Here is a 15,439-nt window from a genome sequence, read left to right on the forward strand (position 1 = left end):
ACTGAGAGAGTAAGAGGACCCATGCGCATCTTCAGAAAGACCGTGGCTGTCGGCGGCACGATGTTGAGTGCCGCGGCACTTGTCATTCTCCCCACGGCGCACGCCAACGCCGCCTCGAACTGCTGGTCTGCCCAGGAGTACAAGCGGGCCCCGTATTTCGGAAAAATCTACCCGGTCTTCTACTGCAACAACCTCGCTGGCGAACCGATCCATGAATTCCCCGATCGTGGCACTGTTGTGGGGTACATGAACAGCACGACCAGCTGGTTCTTGTGTCGGGACGACTATGGCGACTTAAACGGCGAATGGAATCCCAGCCACGCCAGTCGCTGGATCTACACCTTGGCCGACAACGGCCAGTGGGGTTTCATGAACGACAAGAACATCTCCAGCGAGACTGACCCGCTCACGGAATGCTGACCAGGCCCGGGCGTGCTTAGCTACCGCCAGTATGGTCGCTTGTAATGCAATCTCTAGCCCCCGTCGGTGTCCGGCGGGGGTTTTCGTGTGCGGATACGTCCTTCGCGTTCCTCCGACACAGCCCCGACCCGCCCCGACCCACGCATCCTGATGAGAGGTCGTTTTCTCCCGTTGAGCTTCCCCCGGGATACGCCGCACTCGCGATACGGCTCGTTTGAAGTCAGCGAAAGGCAGTGGGATCCAGCCGGATCGGCGGCTGCTGCGTCCGGATGCGTATGCCCGTGACCGATTGTCTCAGCCTGCTCCGGGTCCAGTCACCGCCGAGAACACCGCCGTAGCAGACGCCACGGCGTCTGCTACGGCGGTGTAGCGGATGTGGGTGTTTAGGCGGAGCTGGTGGACGGCGACGTTTTTCTTGTTGCGATGGACTTCGACGCGCTGTGTGAACGGCTTCGGCGGACTGTGGCCGGGGACGGCCAAGGGGGCCTGCCCGGGCACCGTGAGCAGTGGTCGCTGTCCCGAGCGGCCCCGTGGGGTATGAGGTGGTCAGCAGTTGCGGACCGAGTACACCCGGTCCCAGTTGTAATCGTGTTGCGTGAGGTCCGGCGTGAACGAGAGCAGTACGTTGCCGCTCTGGCCGTAGAAGTACGACCGTACGCCGCCGGTCTGGTTGTCGAAGTAGCTGCCGTTGCCCTGCCAGTAGAACACGTTGTACAGGTTGCACGCCGACAGGTTGAACTGGCGCCACTTGCTGTTGACGGGGTTCCACACGGCCGCGCAGAGGACACCTCGCGAACAGGGGGCGACCTGGCCCGGGCTGTACTCCACGTACCCGGCGGCCGGGGCGGTCGACGGGGCGGTGGCCCGTAAGGCGGACACCTGCGAGGCGGCGGGCGCGGCAGGGAGCCGGTGCCACTGGACCGCCGCGGTGTCCTTCGCCAGGGGCGTCGCCCGGGCGGTGCCCGTGGCGAGGACGCCTCCGGCGATCAGCGCCGGCACCGCAATCACGGACAGCAGCAGTCGTTTGATACGCATCGGACGAATCTCCTCGGATCTCCGTGAGAGAACGGACTGTGCGCCGCAACTCTGCCGAGACGCCCGCCCGGGACGCACCCCTTTCAACTCCGTCTGAAACACCATCCTCTCGGTTCGCGGGCGGAGCGGTATTCCCTCGTGGGTGCAGAGCGAGAGCGGAACCCGTCTGCGGGCAAAGCGGTGCGCGAACCAAGGTGATGAATCTCGCGCGGCGGGGAAGGAAGCCTGGCAAGGCCCCCTGCTCCGACTGACCATCGGGGCGCCGGGGGAGGGCTTCAGGGGGAACGACATGCTGCGTATCCGCATGACCGCCGCCGACCTCGGACGCGTCCGGCTGGCCCGCACACCTGCGCTGATGTGGGAAACCGCCCTCAGCGTGCACTGGCTGGAACGCCGTCCACAGGGACCGGCGGGCGCGCTGTGGCTCGGTGCCGTGACGGCTCGCCCCGCCCCGGGGACCGGACTCCTGCGGCACCTCATCCCGCCGCGCGGCTACTTCCCAGACTTCCTCACTCCGTACGGCACTTCACCCGACCTCTCCGAGGCACTGGAACCGGTGCTGTGCACCTCAGCCGCGCGCCTCAGCGAAGACCTGGCCCTCCTGCCCTTACGCACCCGCTCCGCCCCGCATGTCCGCGCCCTCGCCACGGGCGACGCGACAGCCGTACGCCGCCTGGAACAGGCTCTGCGCCGCCACCACGACATTGCCGTCGCCCCGTTCCGCGCGGCTGTTCACGAGAGCGTCACCCGCGAACACGCCCGTGCGAGCGACCTGATGGTGAACGGTGGCATGGAAACCCTGCTGGCCGACCTCTCGCCGCTGCTGCGCTGGCGCGCACCGACCCTGGACGTCGCCTACCCGACGGACCGCGAACTGCGCCTGGAGGGGCGGGGTCTACTCCTCATACCGTCCTACTTCTGCCACGGCCTCCCGATCACTCTGGTATGCCAGGACACCACTCCAGTCCTGGTCTACCCGGTCGCCGTCCGTATCCCTGCGACCCCGCCCGCTCACGACCGGTCGGACCACCTCACCAGACTTTTGGGCCGCAGCCGCGCCGCCGTCCTCGAAGCCGCCGCGCAGGGCGGCAACACCAGCCAGCTTGCCCGGCTCGCCGAAATCCTCGTCTCCTCCGCCAGCCAACACCTCACCGTTCTGCGCCGAGCGGGCCTAGTCACCAGCCAGCGCCGGGCGAACGCGGTCGTCCACCGTGTCACCTCGCTGGGGGCCGACCTCCTGGCGGGCCGCCCGGCGCAGCAAGCGGCGAGGGCTCAGCGCTGGGGGTAGATGAGGCCCATCTTTGACCGCGTCCGTGTGTTGGGCCCTGAGCACCCGCACACCGTGCGCACTCGCGACGACTTGGAGACAGCTTCGGCTGCATGGCGTGCTGCACGACGGCGCCGTACCCGGCTCCGCCCCTCGCGACGCTAGGAGCTGCCCCCGCCGGCACCGCACGAAGGCACAGGCCGGCGCTGAAGTCGCGGGGAGGCTGCCCCCGATCGGGTGGTGAAGTGCCTGGCTGAAGCCTGCCGCAGGGTTGAATATCGCGGCGGCTGTTAGCTTCGCGTACGGTCCCTGACCCGAAAAGAATCCTGAGTCGCAGGCAGCCTGCCGTAAGGCCGGTGCTGGCAAAGCGGTGCGGAGGTGCCCATGACGGACAGCGGCAGTCGTTGCGACGAGGAGGGGCCGAACGGCTTCGGCCGCAGGACTCTGCTCGTGGCCGCTGCGGCGGCTTCGGTCACGGTGGCGGGTTCCCCGCGGGCCGACGCGCTCGCGGACGGCCTCCCGCCCTCCGCCGACAGCGTCAAACCGTCGGTGGCACGCCTGATGGACGTCGCCGAGCGGGACCGCGACCTGGGCTGGATCAAGGACGCACTCCAGATCGCTGTGGAGCTGGAGCTGTCTACCTTGCCGCCCTACCTCTGCGGTTGGTGGTCGGTGAAGGAACGCGGCAGCGAGGCCGCACAGCTCATCCGGCGCATCGTGGACGACGAGATGTACCACTTGGGCGTCGTCTGCAACCTACTGGTGGCGGTCGGCGGCCGACCGCGGATCAAGGAGGCGGCACCGGTCTACCCCGGCCCGCTGCCCGGCGGATTGCGCCCAGGAGTCACAGTTCGCCTGTCGGGTCTGACGAGGTCCCTCGTGCATGACGTCATGATGGCGATCGAAGCTCCCGAGACGCCCCTGGCGAGCAACGCAGGACTGACGGTCGGCGCCTTCTACGGCAAGCTGCTGGACGCCTTCCGGAGCGTAGCGCCGCGCCTGTCGACACACGGGCAACTCTCGGAACGCATCGGCACCGACAACCTGGTACCCGTGGCGGACCTCGCAGCGGTGGCGCGCTCCATCGCCATCGTCAGGGAACAGGGCGAGGGCACTGCCGCCTCACCCAACGACGCCTTCCAGGACGATCACCCCGCGCACTACTTTGCCTTCGCCGAGATTTACCAGGGCCGGCGCCTGCAGCAGAAGGGTCGTACCTGGGAGTTCACCGGCAAAGCGGTCCCCTTCCCCCACACCCGCCCGATGGCCAGGGTGCCGGCCGGCGGCTGGCCCAACCCGTCAGCACACGTGGGGCAGCTACTGGACCGCTTCGACGCCACCTACGCCACCGTCCTGGAGTCATTGGAGAATGCCTGGGCAGGCGGCGGGCAGAGCAGCCTGCACTCCGCGGTGCGAGCCATGCGCGCACTGGAGTCCACAGCCGTGAAACTCATGGACACCCCACTACCGGACGGCTCTGGAACTTACGGGCCCCAGTTCCGACCTCCACCATGCACACGCAGGCTGCCGCAGACCCCCTGAGCTCCCTTCATCCGTCCTGTATGTCCTTCGTCGACACCCGAGTTCCATGGTCGTACGGGCAGCGTGGAACTCCGCGCCGGCTTGCGGCAGACCCCCTCAGGCGAGGTAGTAGGCGAGGTCGCCGGGGTCGGAGATGCTGCGGCGGCCCTGACCCGCGGTGATGGGTGGGCGGGTCGGGATCGGAGACGAGGTTGGCGGGCGGTCGTCCAGGTAGGGCTTGTAGTCATCGAGGACCGACGGCCGGTTCTGCCACTGTCCGGTGAAAAGTTCCTCCAGTTCGGTACTGCTACGCCGTGGCGGATCAGACCGGGGTCTTCAGCGAACAGCACAACAGGCGGCAGGACGCAGGCCTGCGCAGGATGCCGACGTCGCTGAGTCCTCGTGGGCGAGTACCACCTGGTCCGCGAGGGGCCGGGCCCAGGCCGCCTGCATGCCAGCTGACTGACGGTCCGCCACGGCCACCTTTCCGCCACAGGCCCGATTGGGTGGGAGGCGTGCTGTGACTGGCCGTCCGGCCAGCCAAAAGGGGGCGGCCCCAGAGCTCGCACACTCCGAGACCGCCTGATAGGAAAGGGAGTTCCGGTGACTGACAGCGTTTCATCCGCTCACGCCTCGCTCACGCGCTGTTGGCGGCCGAGCACCGCCTGGTCAGACCTGCCCGAGGTCGATCTCCACCGAAAACGGGGCCACTACCTTGAGGACGCCGGTGAACACGTCTCCGTCCCGGTAGGTTTTCGTCGCGGGGTCGAGAACGTAGGTGTATACGAGAGGAACGCCTGTCGCGGCCTGCTCGATCCGCCAGTAGAAGCCGATGCCTGCCTTGGCGTACTGGTCAACCTTCACGATCCGGTCGGTGGTCTCCGAGCCCGGTGACACCACCTCCGCGACCAGCAGCACGTGCTCGGGGCGGGTTGGGTTAATGTCGATGGTGTCTGCCCGGTACACGACGACGTCGGGGCGGCGATTCGTGAGCGGGACGTCCTGAAGCCGGACATCGAAGTCGGTGTCGGCGTTCCACTCAGGGCCCGCGGCGGCATCCAGGGCGTTGGCCACAATCCGGGCCAGCCGGTTGTGCCGCTTGGACGCACTCGGACTCACGACGACCATCCCGTCCACGATCTCGATTCCGGCGCACTGCTCCTCGGACCACGACTCGTACTCCGCCGCCGTGATCTGCTCATGCATCCACGCCGGGGTAACCATCTCGGCCGTCATCAAGCACCTCCCGGGCACTGTGGTGCGGGCCCGATCCCGCTGGATTTAGCGTACTGGCTGCTGCCCGTCCGGCACCTCGCCGTCAGAATGCGGTGGACGCCTACGTTGCGAGGGTTCGGCTCCAGTTACTGCAGGTGATCCGGGGCATGTATCTGATGCCGCCTTTTGCGCAGGGGTGTTGACGCCTCTGGTGGTGGGGGAGTTGTCGGGTGGTGTGCTGGGGCCGGGCGGCTGGGAAGGATGGCGGTTCCGGGACGCCTGCCGCCGTCGGGCCAGGGGCGTAAAAGCCGCACCGGAAGACTACGGCGGACGGGATTCCCTCGCGTGCCAACGGTCTGGACGACGCACTGCCACGCACGCTCGACGAAGCACAGACTGCCGACCATCGTAGCGAGGCAGCCATCCGGCAGCGGCCGGATCAGACAACCGCAACGCCTTCGTGTGCATGCCGCGGCGCGCGCTGCGCCGTTTTTGCTGTGCCGGGCCGCCGGCCCTGCTACGACTTGACCGTAAACGGGGAGGGAAAGAGGGCCATGTCGGAGTACCAGCACTACCAGTTCGAGGTCGACACCCCGCTGACCGACGGGCAGCTCGCGCAGATCCGCGCACTGACGACGCGCGCGAGCCTGACCCGGCACCGCTTCGTGAACACCTACGGCTGGGGCGACTTCAAGGGTGACCCCCGACTGCTGGTGGAGACCCACTATGACGCCCACCTCTACTTCGCGAACTGGGGCACCCGACGGCTGATTCTGCGCTGGCCCTCCACCGCCCTGGCCCTGGACACCGTCCATGCGTACTGCGCCGGTGACTCGGCGGACGCCTGGGAGAGCAACGGATACGTCCTTCTCGCTCTGGAGTCCGATCCCGAGGACGACATCGAGGACTTCAACGACCTCTTCGGTATCGACGAGGATGGCTTCGACGAGGACGGGGGCCGCGACGAGCAGTGGCTGCCCTCCATCGCCCGAGGCCGCCAACAGGTCGCCGAGGGAGACCTGCGCCTCCTCTACCTCGCCTGGCTGCTGCGCGCGCACAATGGCGAACTCGCCGACGACGACCTGGAACCCGCCGTACCACCAGGGCTGGCCGACCTGCCCGAGCCCCTGGCCGACCTGGCCACGTTCCTGCGCATCGACGAGGACCTCATCGCGGCCGCCGCCCAGCACGCACCCCCGGCGCCCCGCCCCACACTCGCCGCCCACCGGGCCTGGACCGCCACCCTCGACACGCAGGAGAAGGACACCGTCCTCGCCCGGCTCATCCACGACGGCGACCCTCACCTCCTGTCTGGGCTGCGCCGCCGCTTCCTGGACAGCCGGCCGCCCGGCGACCCTGCGCCCGCACCCCGCACAGTTGCCGAACTCCTTGCCGCGGTCCCTGCCCAGACGGCGCTGCGTATCGCCCGCCAGGAGCAACGGAAGGCCAAGGAACGCGACCGGGCGGTGCGTCAGGCGCGCGAGGCCCAAGACCGCCGGCTGGCCGACCTGCAGCACGATCCCGAGGCGGCCTGGCACCGCGTGGGGGCACTCCTCTCACAGCGAGGAACCCGCCATTACCCGGAGATCGTCCGTCTCCTGGGAGATCTGGCCGCCCTCGCCGACCGGGACGCCACCACCAGCGCATTCGCGAAGCGGTACGCCCAGTTCGTCGCCACTCACCGGACAAAGAAGGCCCTGATGCGCGATCTCAGAGCCGGGGGTGCCTGCACCGCCCTCATCGCTCTCACCCCGGAAGCGGACTGAACCTCCAGCGTCGGCCCTACGGTCCACTCAGCACTCGGCCGCCGTTTCCCGGCAGCACCTCCCCAGGCCCACGCCGCCGTCGAGGGTCCGTTGGACGCCCTGCGCGCCCGCACCCGGCCCAAGGACTGCACGCCCGGCCCCACCTTCCCCTCCAAGCGGATCAGCGCGGACGCCGACCTCGCCGTCGACAGGCTGCTCCTGGACTTCAAGAACAACCGCCACCCCCCGGCCAGACCAAAGCCTAGGAGGGGCACGGCTGGACGAGGTTTCAGCTACGCATAAGGGGTGTCGCTGCGCAGGGCACTCATCTCCCGCCCGCGGGCGCCGGCGAGCAGCCACAGGTAACTAGTGAGGCTGTTTATGAGACAGCGCCCGGGGCAGGCGGGGTGGTGTGCTTCGGACCGCAGGCGCGCGCCCAGCGAAGAGATTCGCGCGGCCGCGATCTCTTGTAGCGGTCTGCACGGCACCTCTTCGCGTGGCATCTCCCATTACCCACGTTCGGCCCGCGCCCACGATTTCCGTGGACGTCCGGACGCGTCGTTCAGGACGGATCCACGTGCAGACCAGGAACCCCTCACACCGCCCGTTCCCCGACACCGCCTCCGAGGCCCAGAGCGTTCCCTCCGCTTCCGTAGACCGCAGCTACGACGACTCACCCAACACCATCGGTCTGTTCGTCCAGATGGCGGAGCTGGGCGACGGGTGGCAGCGAGACGCACTACGGGACGAACTGGTCAGCACCTGGCTGCCCATGGCCCACCGGATCGCCAGCCGGTTCCGTGACCGCGGTGAAGCCCTCGAGGACCTGCGCCAGGTCGCAGCCCTCGGCCTGGTCAAGTCCATCAACGGCTTCGACCCCACTCGAGGTGCTTTCGAGAGCTACGCGGTCCCGACCATCACCGGCGAGGTGAAACGTCACTTCAGGGACCGGATGTGGGCCGTGCGCGTCCCGCGCCGGGTCCAGGACCTGCGCAACCGCATACGCATCGCCCGTCGGGAACTGAGTCAGCGTCCCGGCGCCGCCGATCCGACCTCGGCCGAAATCGCCAAGCACACCCAACTCACGGAAGAAGAAGTAAAAGCCGGGCTCGAGGCCATGGAGAGCTTCAGCGCCCTCTCCCTCGATGCGGAGCTAGGCCCGGAAAACGACGGTCATCGCCTCGCCGACACTCTGGGCGCCACCGACTCCGCCTTCGACACGATCGTGGACCGCGAGGCAGCCAAGAAGGAATTGCACCGGCTTCCCGAGCGGGAACGGACGGTGCTGTACATGCGCTTCTTCGAAGACATGACGCAAAGCCGCATCGGCGAGAAGCTCGGCATCTCGCAGATGCACGTCTCACGCCTCATCTCCCGCAGCTGCGCCCGCGTACGCAAACACCGTGCGCTGCTCGCCCACCCTGTCGATGGTGGGTGCCAGTTCCGCGAGCAGTTGCTCGATGTGCTGGTCGCGGCCCGTGAAGGCAGAGGCCGGGGCGGGCAGCCCGGACAGTGCCAGGGTGATGGTCGGCGGAAGCTGCACGGTGATATCCCGGCCCTGGATCACCTCGTGGAAGAAGATGCCGCCGGTGATCGTGTTGCTAGTCGCGCCGACCGTGGGGTCGTCGCTCACGCTGGTCACCGCGCGGAGTCGGGTTCACTGCCGCCCGGAGTGCCGGGGGAGGACGGCGGGGTGGTGAAGGTCAGGTTGGAGAAGTCCCGGCCCTGGAGGACCGGCCCGTTCTGGGTACCGCCGCTGATGATGTTGGTCACCGCTCCGTCCCCGGTGCGCACCAGTTTGGCCTGCTCGTGCCAGACCGCAAGACGAGTGCGGAAGTCCTCGTCCACCGCAGCCCGCACCGCCAGCACCGTGCTCAGCGACTGCGCCCGGTCCTGATCGCCCGGCTCTGCGGCAAGGCGCACCAGTTCCGCCTCCCCGGAGCTGATCGCGGGGGCCTGTCCGCCGCCATCCCGGCCAAACGGGCGCCGCACCAGCGCACTCAGCCCCGCCCAAGCCTGCCGGCCGACCTCCCCGCCAGCCCCACCGGCCAGTGCCACCAGCAGCCCCACCGATACCGGATCCATCCCCCACCAACTTCGCCTTGCGCAATCAGTCACGTGCACCCAGTGACGAATGGAAGAGCTGAACGGTTCCCATCCCACGCCATACAACCCGCCCCCTCCGGGCCACGATCGGCACACGACCCAGCCGACCTGCCTGGCCGGCACCGCCAGTACATCCCTGACCGGCCGACACGCACGCTTCTCGATCTCCCCAGCGAGACCCGCAGAACCCGGGCAAGAAAGCCAGCTGGAGGCGCTCCAGATGGTGGCCCGCGAGCGGCACCATCGCGAGATCAGCCGAACTAGAGGAGCCGAGACTTACCGACTAGAGGTGCGTCGTTCGTGGTGGGGACTGTCCAATGAACGGTGTAACTCGGGTTGTTGACGTTAGTGGCGGGCTGCTGAGAGGCGGCCGTCGAAGGTGATGTCGAAGGCGTTCAGGGCGGTCTTCCACCGGCTGGTCCAGCGGGCTTGTCCCTTGCCGGTGGGGTCGAGGGACATGATCGCCATGTAGACGCATTTCAGTGCGGCCTGCTCGTTGGGGAAGTGCCCGCGCGCTTTGACCGCCCGCCGGATGCGGGCGTTGACCGACTCGATCGCGTTGGTCGTGCAGACGATCCGACGGGTCTCGGTGTCGAACCGAAGGAACGGGGTGAATTCTTCCCACGCGTTCTCCCACAGCCGGACGATCGCCGGGTATTTCTTGCCCCAGGTGTCGGCGAACTCGGCGAACCGTTCCAGGGCTGCGTCTTCGGTCGCGGCCGTGTAGACGGGCTTGAGGACCTTCGCGATCTTGTCCCAGTCCTGGCGGGCGGCATAGCGGAACGAGTTCCGCAGGAGGTGGACCACGCACGTCTGGACGATCGTGGCCGGCCAGACGGTCCCGACCGCGTCGGGCAGGCCCTTCAGGCCGTCACAGACGAGCATGAGGACATCACCCACGCCGCGATTCTTGATCTCGGTCAGGATGTGGAGCCAGTGCTTTGCGCCCTCACCGCCGTCACCGGCCCACAGGCCGAGGATTTCCCGGCGGCCCTCCGTAGTGACTGCCAGGGCCACATAGATCGGACGGTTGGCGACCGCACCGTCGCGGATTTTCACGTGGATGGCATCGATGAAGATGACCGGATAGACAGGGTCAAGAGGACGGTTCTGCCATTCGGCCATGCCCTCGAGGACCTTGTCGGTGATGGTCGAGATCGTACGGCGCGAGACGTCGCTGCCATAGACCTCGGCCAGGTGGGCCTGGACTTCACCGGTCGTCAGGCCCTTCGCGGCGAGTGAGATGACCATCTCGTCGACGCCCGTCAGACGCCGCTGCCTCTTCTTCACGATCTTCGGTTCGAACGACCCGTCCCGGTCGCGGGGGACGGCGATCTCGACGGGTCCGACCTCGGTCAGCACCGTTTTGGAGCGGGTTCCGTTGCGGGAGTTGCCGCCGTTCTTGCCCGCCGGATCATGCCGGTCATAACCGAGGTGATCAGTGACCTCGCCTTCCAGAGCCGACTCAAGGAGACGCTTGGTGAGCTGCTGCAGCAGACCTCCCTCGCCGGTCAGCTGCAGCCCTTCGGCCTGAGCGCGGCCAACCAACTCCTCGATCAGCTGGTCATCCACCGCTTTCACCACCGGCGGGACGCTGGCCTCTGAACTCTTGTCCTCAGCCGTGTTGTTACTGGTCATCAGTGCATCCTCCATGATCAGGAGTTACACCGTTCTTCTTACAGTCCCCTCTTGGGCGGTCGCGGGGATCTGCTTGGCTTCAGATCGAGGGGCATCAACTGCCCGTCCGGCGGGCGGAACGCATGGAAGTGCTCACTGTATGACTTCGAGATGCGGATGGTCGAATGACGTCGGGCAGACGTAGATCTGCATGTTGTAGCCCTTGCCGACGTTCACCAACGGCGCATTGGCAGGGGTGCGCAGCCCGGCGGGACCGGGCGACTCCTCAAGGTCTTCCAGAGGGGTCCAGCTGTAGTTTTGGCCGTTGCCTTCGCCGGAGGCGATGGTGAGCAGGGGTTTGGGCGGGGCGTTGCAGGTGTCGCAGTGCATGGGGGTGGGGTCGCAGAAGTTCCAGGAGCCCCAACCGCCGATCTTCCAACCAGGGGCGACCGAGAGCTCGTACTGATAGTAGGTGCCGCCCAAGCCTTCGTCCGGGTCCTCCTCCTGCTCTTCCCCCGGTGCCCGGTCCTCGGTGTCCGTCTCTTGCTCTTCTCCCCAGGCGTAGAGGCGGTCGGCGAGATCCGCCGGGAGTTCGTGCGGTGCTGGGTACTCGGTGACGACCTCGGGGTGCAGGACACAGGGCTCGGGAACGTAGTTGCCGTAGTGCTCGACGTCTGCGGGTTCCGGAGGGTCGGTGAGCAGGTTGCCGACGCCCGCGGCGTTCCGCCATACGAGGCGGGCCGCGGGAAGCCCGTTGTGGTGGTCGAGGGGGCACCACAAGACTTGCAGAAGGTCGGCTCCCTCCGGGCCCGCGAGTCCCGGAACGTCGCGGAGGTAGAGCTGGGAGACCGGCAGCAGGGCATTCGGCTCGGTATGGGCCGGATGCCCTGCCTGGAGCAGACCTTCGGCTACATCGTGGGCGGCGCCGTCGTCATCGAGAGCGTCTTCTCCTACCCGGGCATTGGCCTGGCCGTCATGGACGCCATCAGCAGCCGCGACTACCCAACCCTGCAAGGCGCCTTCCTGCTGCTGACAGCCGCCGTGATCGTCGCCAACCTGATCGCCGACCTCCTCTATCCCAAGCTCGACCCGCGTGTGGGAGCCGCCTCGTGAGCGCACCAGCCCCGACCCAAACAGCCCCCACCACCCCAGCGTCGCCGACGCCCGCGCGTCGTCGCCGGCCTGTCCGTGACGCCCTGTTGCACACTCTCTACGGGCGCATCGGTCTCGTCCTGCTCGGCCTGCTGCTGATCGTGTCCCTCTTCGGGCCGCTGCTCGAACCGCACGGCACCAACAGTGCAGTTGGGGACCCGTTCCAAGCCCCCTCCACGCGCTTTCCGCTCGGCCTGGACGACGGCGGCGTCGACATGCTCAGCCAGCTCATCGCCGGCGCACACGTCTCCCTGATCGTCGGCCTCACCGCGGCCGCCGCCGCGGTCCTGATCGGCGGCGCCGTCGGCATGATCTCCGGATACGTCGGCGGCCGCACCGAGGGCATCCTCATGCGGATCACCGACTACTTCCTGACCCTGCCCGACGTCCCGTTGATGATCGTGGCCGCTGCCCTGTTCGGCCGGAACCTCACCAACGTCGTGATCATCATCGCCGCGATCTACTGGACCAGCACCGCCCGCATGGTGCGCGCCGAAGTCAAGTCGCTGCGCGAACGACCCCACATCCAGCGCGTGCGCTCTCTTGGCGCCAGCCACGGCCGGATCCTGCGCCACCACATCCTGCCGGGCATCGCCCCCCTGCTGGCCGCGAACGTAGTACTGATGATCTCCACAGCGATCTTCGCCGAGAGCTACGTATCCTTCCTCGGCCTCGGCGACCCCAACGCCATCACCTGGGGCGGCCTCATCGAGGCCGCCTCCACCTCCAGCGCCGTCCTGCGCGGAGCCTGGTGGGCCATCGTCCCGCCCGGCCTGTGCATCACACTCGCCGTCGTCGCCTGCTCCATGGTCGGCCAGACCATCGAGGACGCGCTCAACCCCCGCCTGGGAGTCGGCCACCTGTCGGTGCGCACCTTCGGCGTCCTGCCCCTGGCCCGATTCAAGGAGAAGCGATGACCCCCACCTCGACGCAGCCGCAGGAGGCAAAAGGCACAGCGGTGACCACCCCCGTCCTCGAAGTCAAAGATCTCCACGTCAGGTTCGAGCAGGCGGCCGGCGAGCCAGTCACCGTGCTGCACGGGATCGACCTAGCCGTACACGCCGGCCAGCGTCTGGGCCTCGTCGGCGAATCGGGCAGCGGCAAGTCCACCGTCTCCCTCACCTGCATGGGACTGCTGCCCGCCAACACCACCGTCGCCGGGAGCGTTCTCCTCAACGGCACCGACATTCTGATGGGCGGTGAACGCTCCATCCGGCCCCACCGGTGGAAGGACATCGCGATGGTCTTCCAGGGAGCTATGGCCGCCTTCAACCCGGTGCGCACCATCGGCAAGCAGGTCGCCGAACCGATGCTGCTGCACCGCACCCAGCCCCACCGCAAAGCCGCCCGCGCCCACACCGAGCATCTCCTGGACCTGGTCGGGCTCACCCCCAGCGTTGCGGACCGCTACCCCCACGAACTGTCCGGCGGCATGCGCCAGCGCGCGGTCATCGCCATGGCGCTCGCCTGCGAGCCCAAGGTACTGCTCGCCGACGAGCCCACGACCGCCCTCGACGTTATCGTGCAGGCACAGATCGCCGACCTTCTCGTCGACCTCACCGACCGTCTCGGGCTGGGGCTCGTTCTCGTCTCCCACGACCTGCCGTTGGTGAGCCAGTACTGCGAACACCTCACCGTCATGCGCCACGGTCGAGTCATCGTGCAGGGCCCCAGCGCACGTCTGCGTACCGATCCCGTCCACCCCTACACCCGCCAGTTGTTCGACGCCTCCGAGGAAGCCGCCCGATGACCCACGCCGCACCAGCCGAGGCACCCTGCCCGCTCGAACTGCGCGACGTCTGCGTCAGCTTCGCTCCACAGCGCCGCACCCTCCTGCGCCGCTCCCACACAGCCGAGCCACTCCGCGCGGTCGACCAGGTCAGCCTGCGCCTGGAACACGGAAAGGCACTAGCTCTGGTCGGCGGATCCGGCTCGGGCAAGAGCACCACGGCCGCCGTCGCCGCCCGCATGCTCACGTGCGACAGCGGCACCGTGCTGCACGCCGGTGAAGACGTCACCCACCTCAGCGGAGCCGCGCTGCGCGCCCGACGGCGTCACATCCAGACCGTCTACCAGGACCCCTTCGCCAGCCTGCCCACCCGCTTCACCGTGCGCCGGATCGTCGAGGAAGGTCTCCTCATCCACAAGATCGGTGCCGGCGCCGGTGAGCGGGAGGACCGTATCGTCCGCGCCCTCGAACGCGCCCACGTGCCCACTGCCCTGCTGGACCGGCTGCCCCGCCAGTTGTCCGGCGGCCAGCGCCAGCGCGTAGCCATCGCCGCCGCCCTGGTCCTGGAGCCGGCCGTCCTCATCGCCGACGAACCCGTCTCCATGCTGGACGTCTCCATGCGGGCCGGCATCATGCAACTCTTCGACGACCTGCGCAGCACCGGCACCGCCCTGCTGCTGATCACCCACGACCTGCCGGCCGCAGCCCGCCACGCCGACACCATCGCCGTCCTCCAGCAGGGCCGCATCGTCGAGGAAGGCGACGCCCGCACCGTCCTGAGCAAGCCCGCCCACCCCTACACACGGGCCCTTCTCGAAGCCACCCCCACCGCGGCTTCCCGCCCCTGAGGGGCATCCCCAAGCCCCACCTGTATAGGTTGCTGACTGTGCCCACCAGGAAAGTAGAAGTACGCCGCGAACAGATCCTCCACGCGACGATCGAGGTACTGCGCGAACACGGTTTCGCCAAGGCGCGTGTCAAGCACGTCGCCGAGCAACTCGGCATCAGCTACACCCTCGTCTACTACCACTTCCCCACCCGGGAAAAGCTCCTGGCGGACACCTTCACCTTTCTCGCCGAAGACGAAGCCGTCGCCATGCGCCGCATCGCCGAAGGCGACGGCAACGCCATCGAGAAAATGCGCGCTGCCATCAGCCCGATCACGGACGATCGCCCCACCACTCGCTGGATCCCTCTCATGGAGGGCTGGGTTGCCGCGCTGCGTGTCCAGGAAGTCAGATCGGGACAGATCCGCTACCTGCATCGGTGGCTCGACTCCTTCCAGCGCATCATTGAACAAGGCAACCAAGAGGGCTCGTTCCACTGCGCTTCCCCCGAAGCATCAGCCTGGCGCATCAATGCGCTGCTCGACGGAGTGTGCGTGCAACTTGCCAGCCATGACGGGGCCCTGCCGTGCAAGACCGCCTATTCGCGCATGTGGGACGGCATCGCCCTTGAACTCGGCTGCCCCACCCAGACACTGGCACCACAGGCCAGATAAGGGTCGGTCGGATGTGTCGATTTAACTAGATTCACACTCCACCGAAGCGTGATGCCTGACCGCTCAGCGCCCGCCATCGTGATCGGCCGACGGGTCTGGTGCAGGGTTGGGTGACAGGTCAACCTGTCACC

Annotated in this window: 13 protein-coding genes and 1 pseudogene; 10 read left to right on the forward strand and 4 right to left on the reverse strand. The window is 67.6% G+C overall.

The features are described from left to right. Positions 1-21 precede the first annotated feature (21 nt). Positions 22-420 carry a hypothetical protein gene (locus ACFWI4_RS07255; protein ID WP_387191863.1) on the forward strand — a complete coding sequence of 133 codons (399 nt, stop codon included), beginning with the start codon at positions 22-24 and terminating at the stop codon, positions 418-420. 546 nt (positions 421-966) lie between these two features. Here the strand turns inward: ACFWI4_RS07255 and ACFWI4_RS07260 are convergent. Then, positions 967-1,455: a hypothetical protein gene (locus tag ACFWI4_RS07260; protein ID WP_387191865.1), complete on the reverse strand. Its 489-nt coding sequence runs from the start codon at positions 1,453-1,455 to the stop codon at positions 967-969. A 289-nt stretch (positions 1,456-1,744) separates the two neighbouring features. Between ACFWI4_RS07260 and ACFWI4_RS07265 the strand changes: the two genes are divergently transcribed. Together ACFWI4_RS07265 and ACFWI4_RS07270 are read left to right on the forward strand one after the other, a co-directional pair. Continuing rightward, positions 1,745-2,743, forward strand: a complete 999-nt coding sequence (locus ACFWI4_RS07265; RefSeq protein WP_387191867.1) for an ArsR/SmtB family transcription factor — start codon at positions 1,745-1,747, stop codon at positions 2,741-2,743. Positions 2,744-3,106: 363 nt separating this feature from the next. Next, positions 3,107-4,264 carry a ferritin-like protein gene (locus ACFWI4_RS07270; RefSeq protein WP_387191869.1) on the forward strand — a complete coding sequence of 386 codons (1,158 nt, stop codon included), beginning with the start codon at positions 3,107-3,109 and terminating at the stop codon, positions 4,262-4,264. A gap of 648 nt (positions 4,265-4,912) precedes the next feature. On the opposite strand, the gene ACFWI4_RS07275 is transcribed toward ACFWI4_RS07270, so the two are convergent. After that, positions 4,913-5,479, reverse strand: a complete 567-nt coding sequence (locus ACFWI4_RS07275; RefSeq protein WP_387191871.1) for a Uma2 family endonuclease — start codon at positions 5,477-5,479, stop codon at positions 4,913-4,915. Positions 5,480-6,012: 533 nt separating this feature from the next. Between ACFWI4_RS07275 and ACFWI4_RS07280 the strand changes: the two genes are divergently transcribed. Further along, positions 6,013-7,224, forward strand: a complete 1,212-nt coding sequence (locus tag ACFWI4_RS07280) for a hypothetical protein (RefSeq protein ID WP_387191873.1) — start codon at positions 6,013-6,015, stop codon at positions 7,222-7,224. Between the two features lie 556 nt (positions 7,225-7,780). Continuing rightward, positions 7,781-8,599: pseudogene (locus ACFWI4_RS07285) on the forward strand (SigB/SigF/SigG family RNA polymerase sigma factor); the annotation flags it as partial. A 1,055-nt stretch (positions 8,600-9,654) separates the two neighbouring features. Here ACFWI4_RS07285 and ACFWI4_RS07290 read toward each other — a convergent pair. Continuing rightward, positions 9,655-10,947: an IS256 family transposase gene (locus ACFWI4_RS07290; protein WP_387191875.1), complete on the reverse strand. Its 1,293-nt coding sequence runs from the start codon at positions 10,945-10,947 to the stop codon at positions 9,655-9,657. Positions 10,948-11,079: 132 nt separating this feature from the next. Then, positions 11,080-11,706: a non-ribosomal peptide synthetase gene (locus ACFWI4_RS07295; RefSeq protein WP_387191877.1), complete on the reverse strand. Its 627-nt coding sequence runs from the start codon at positions 11,704-11,706 to the stop codon at positions 11,080-11,082. 102 nt (positions 11,707-11,808) lie between these two features. Between ACFWI4_RS07295 and ACFWI4_RS07300 the strand changes: the two genes are divergently transcribed. The 5 genes from ACFWI4_RS07300 (at position 11,809) to ACFWI4_RS07320 (ending at position 15,308) form a co-directional block, all read left to right on the forward strand. Further along, on the forward strand, positions 11,809-12,039 hold the full coding sequence (locus ACFWI4_RS07300; RefSeq protein WP_387191879.1) for an ABC transporter permease subunit: 231 nt from the start codon (positions 11,809-11,811) through the stop codon (positions 12,037-12,039). Between the two features lie 86 nt (positions 12,040-12,125). Further along, positions 12,126-12,995, forward strand: coding sequence for an ABC transporter permease (locus ACFWI4_RS07305; RefSeq protein WP_387191881.1), 870 nt, complete (start codon positions 12,126-12,128; stop codon positions 12,993-12,995). Next, positions 12,992-13,828, forward strand: a complete 837-nt coding sequence (locus ACFWI4_RS07310; RefSeq protein WP_387191883.1) for an ABC transporter ATP-binding protein — start codon at positions 12,992-12,994, stop codon at positions 13,826-13,828. The genes ACFWI4_RS07305 and ACFWI4_RS07310 overlap by 4 nt, the downstream gene beginning before the upstream one ends. Further along, positions 13,825-14,655 carry an ABC transporter ATP-binding protein gene (locus ACFWI4_RS07315; RefSeq protein WP_387191885.1) on the forward strand — a complete coding sequence of 277 codons (831 nt, stop codon included), beginning with the start codon at positions 13,825-13,827 and terminating at the stop codon, positions 14,653-14,655. The genes ACFWI4_RS07310 and ACFWI4_RS07315 overlap by 4 nt, the downstream gene beginning before the upstream one ends. Before the next feature lie 38 nt (positions 14,656-14,693). Then, positions 14,694-15,308, forward strand: coding sequence for a TetR/AcrR family transcriptional regulator (locus tag ACFWI4_RS07320; RefSeq protein ID WP_387191887.1), 615 nt, complete (start codon positions 14,694-14,696; stop codon positions 15,306-15,308). Positions 15,309-15,439: the final 131 nt, after the last annotated feature.

Origin of the sequence: Streptomyces sp. NPDC127038 (assembly GCF_042725875.1) — a bacterium.
Lineage (GTDB): Bacteria > Actinomycetota > Actinomycetes > Streptomycetales > Streptomycetaceae > Streptomyces.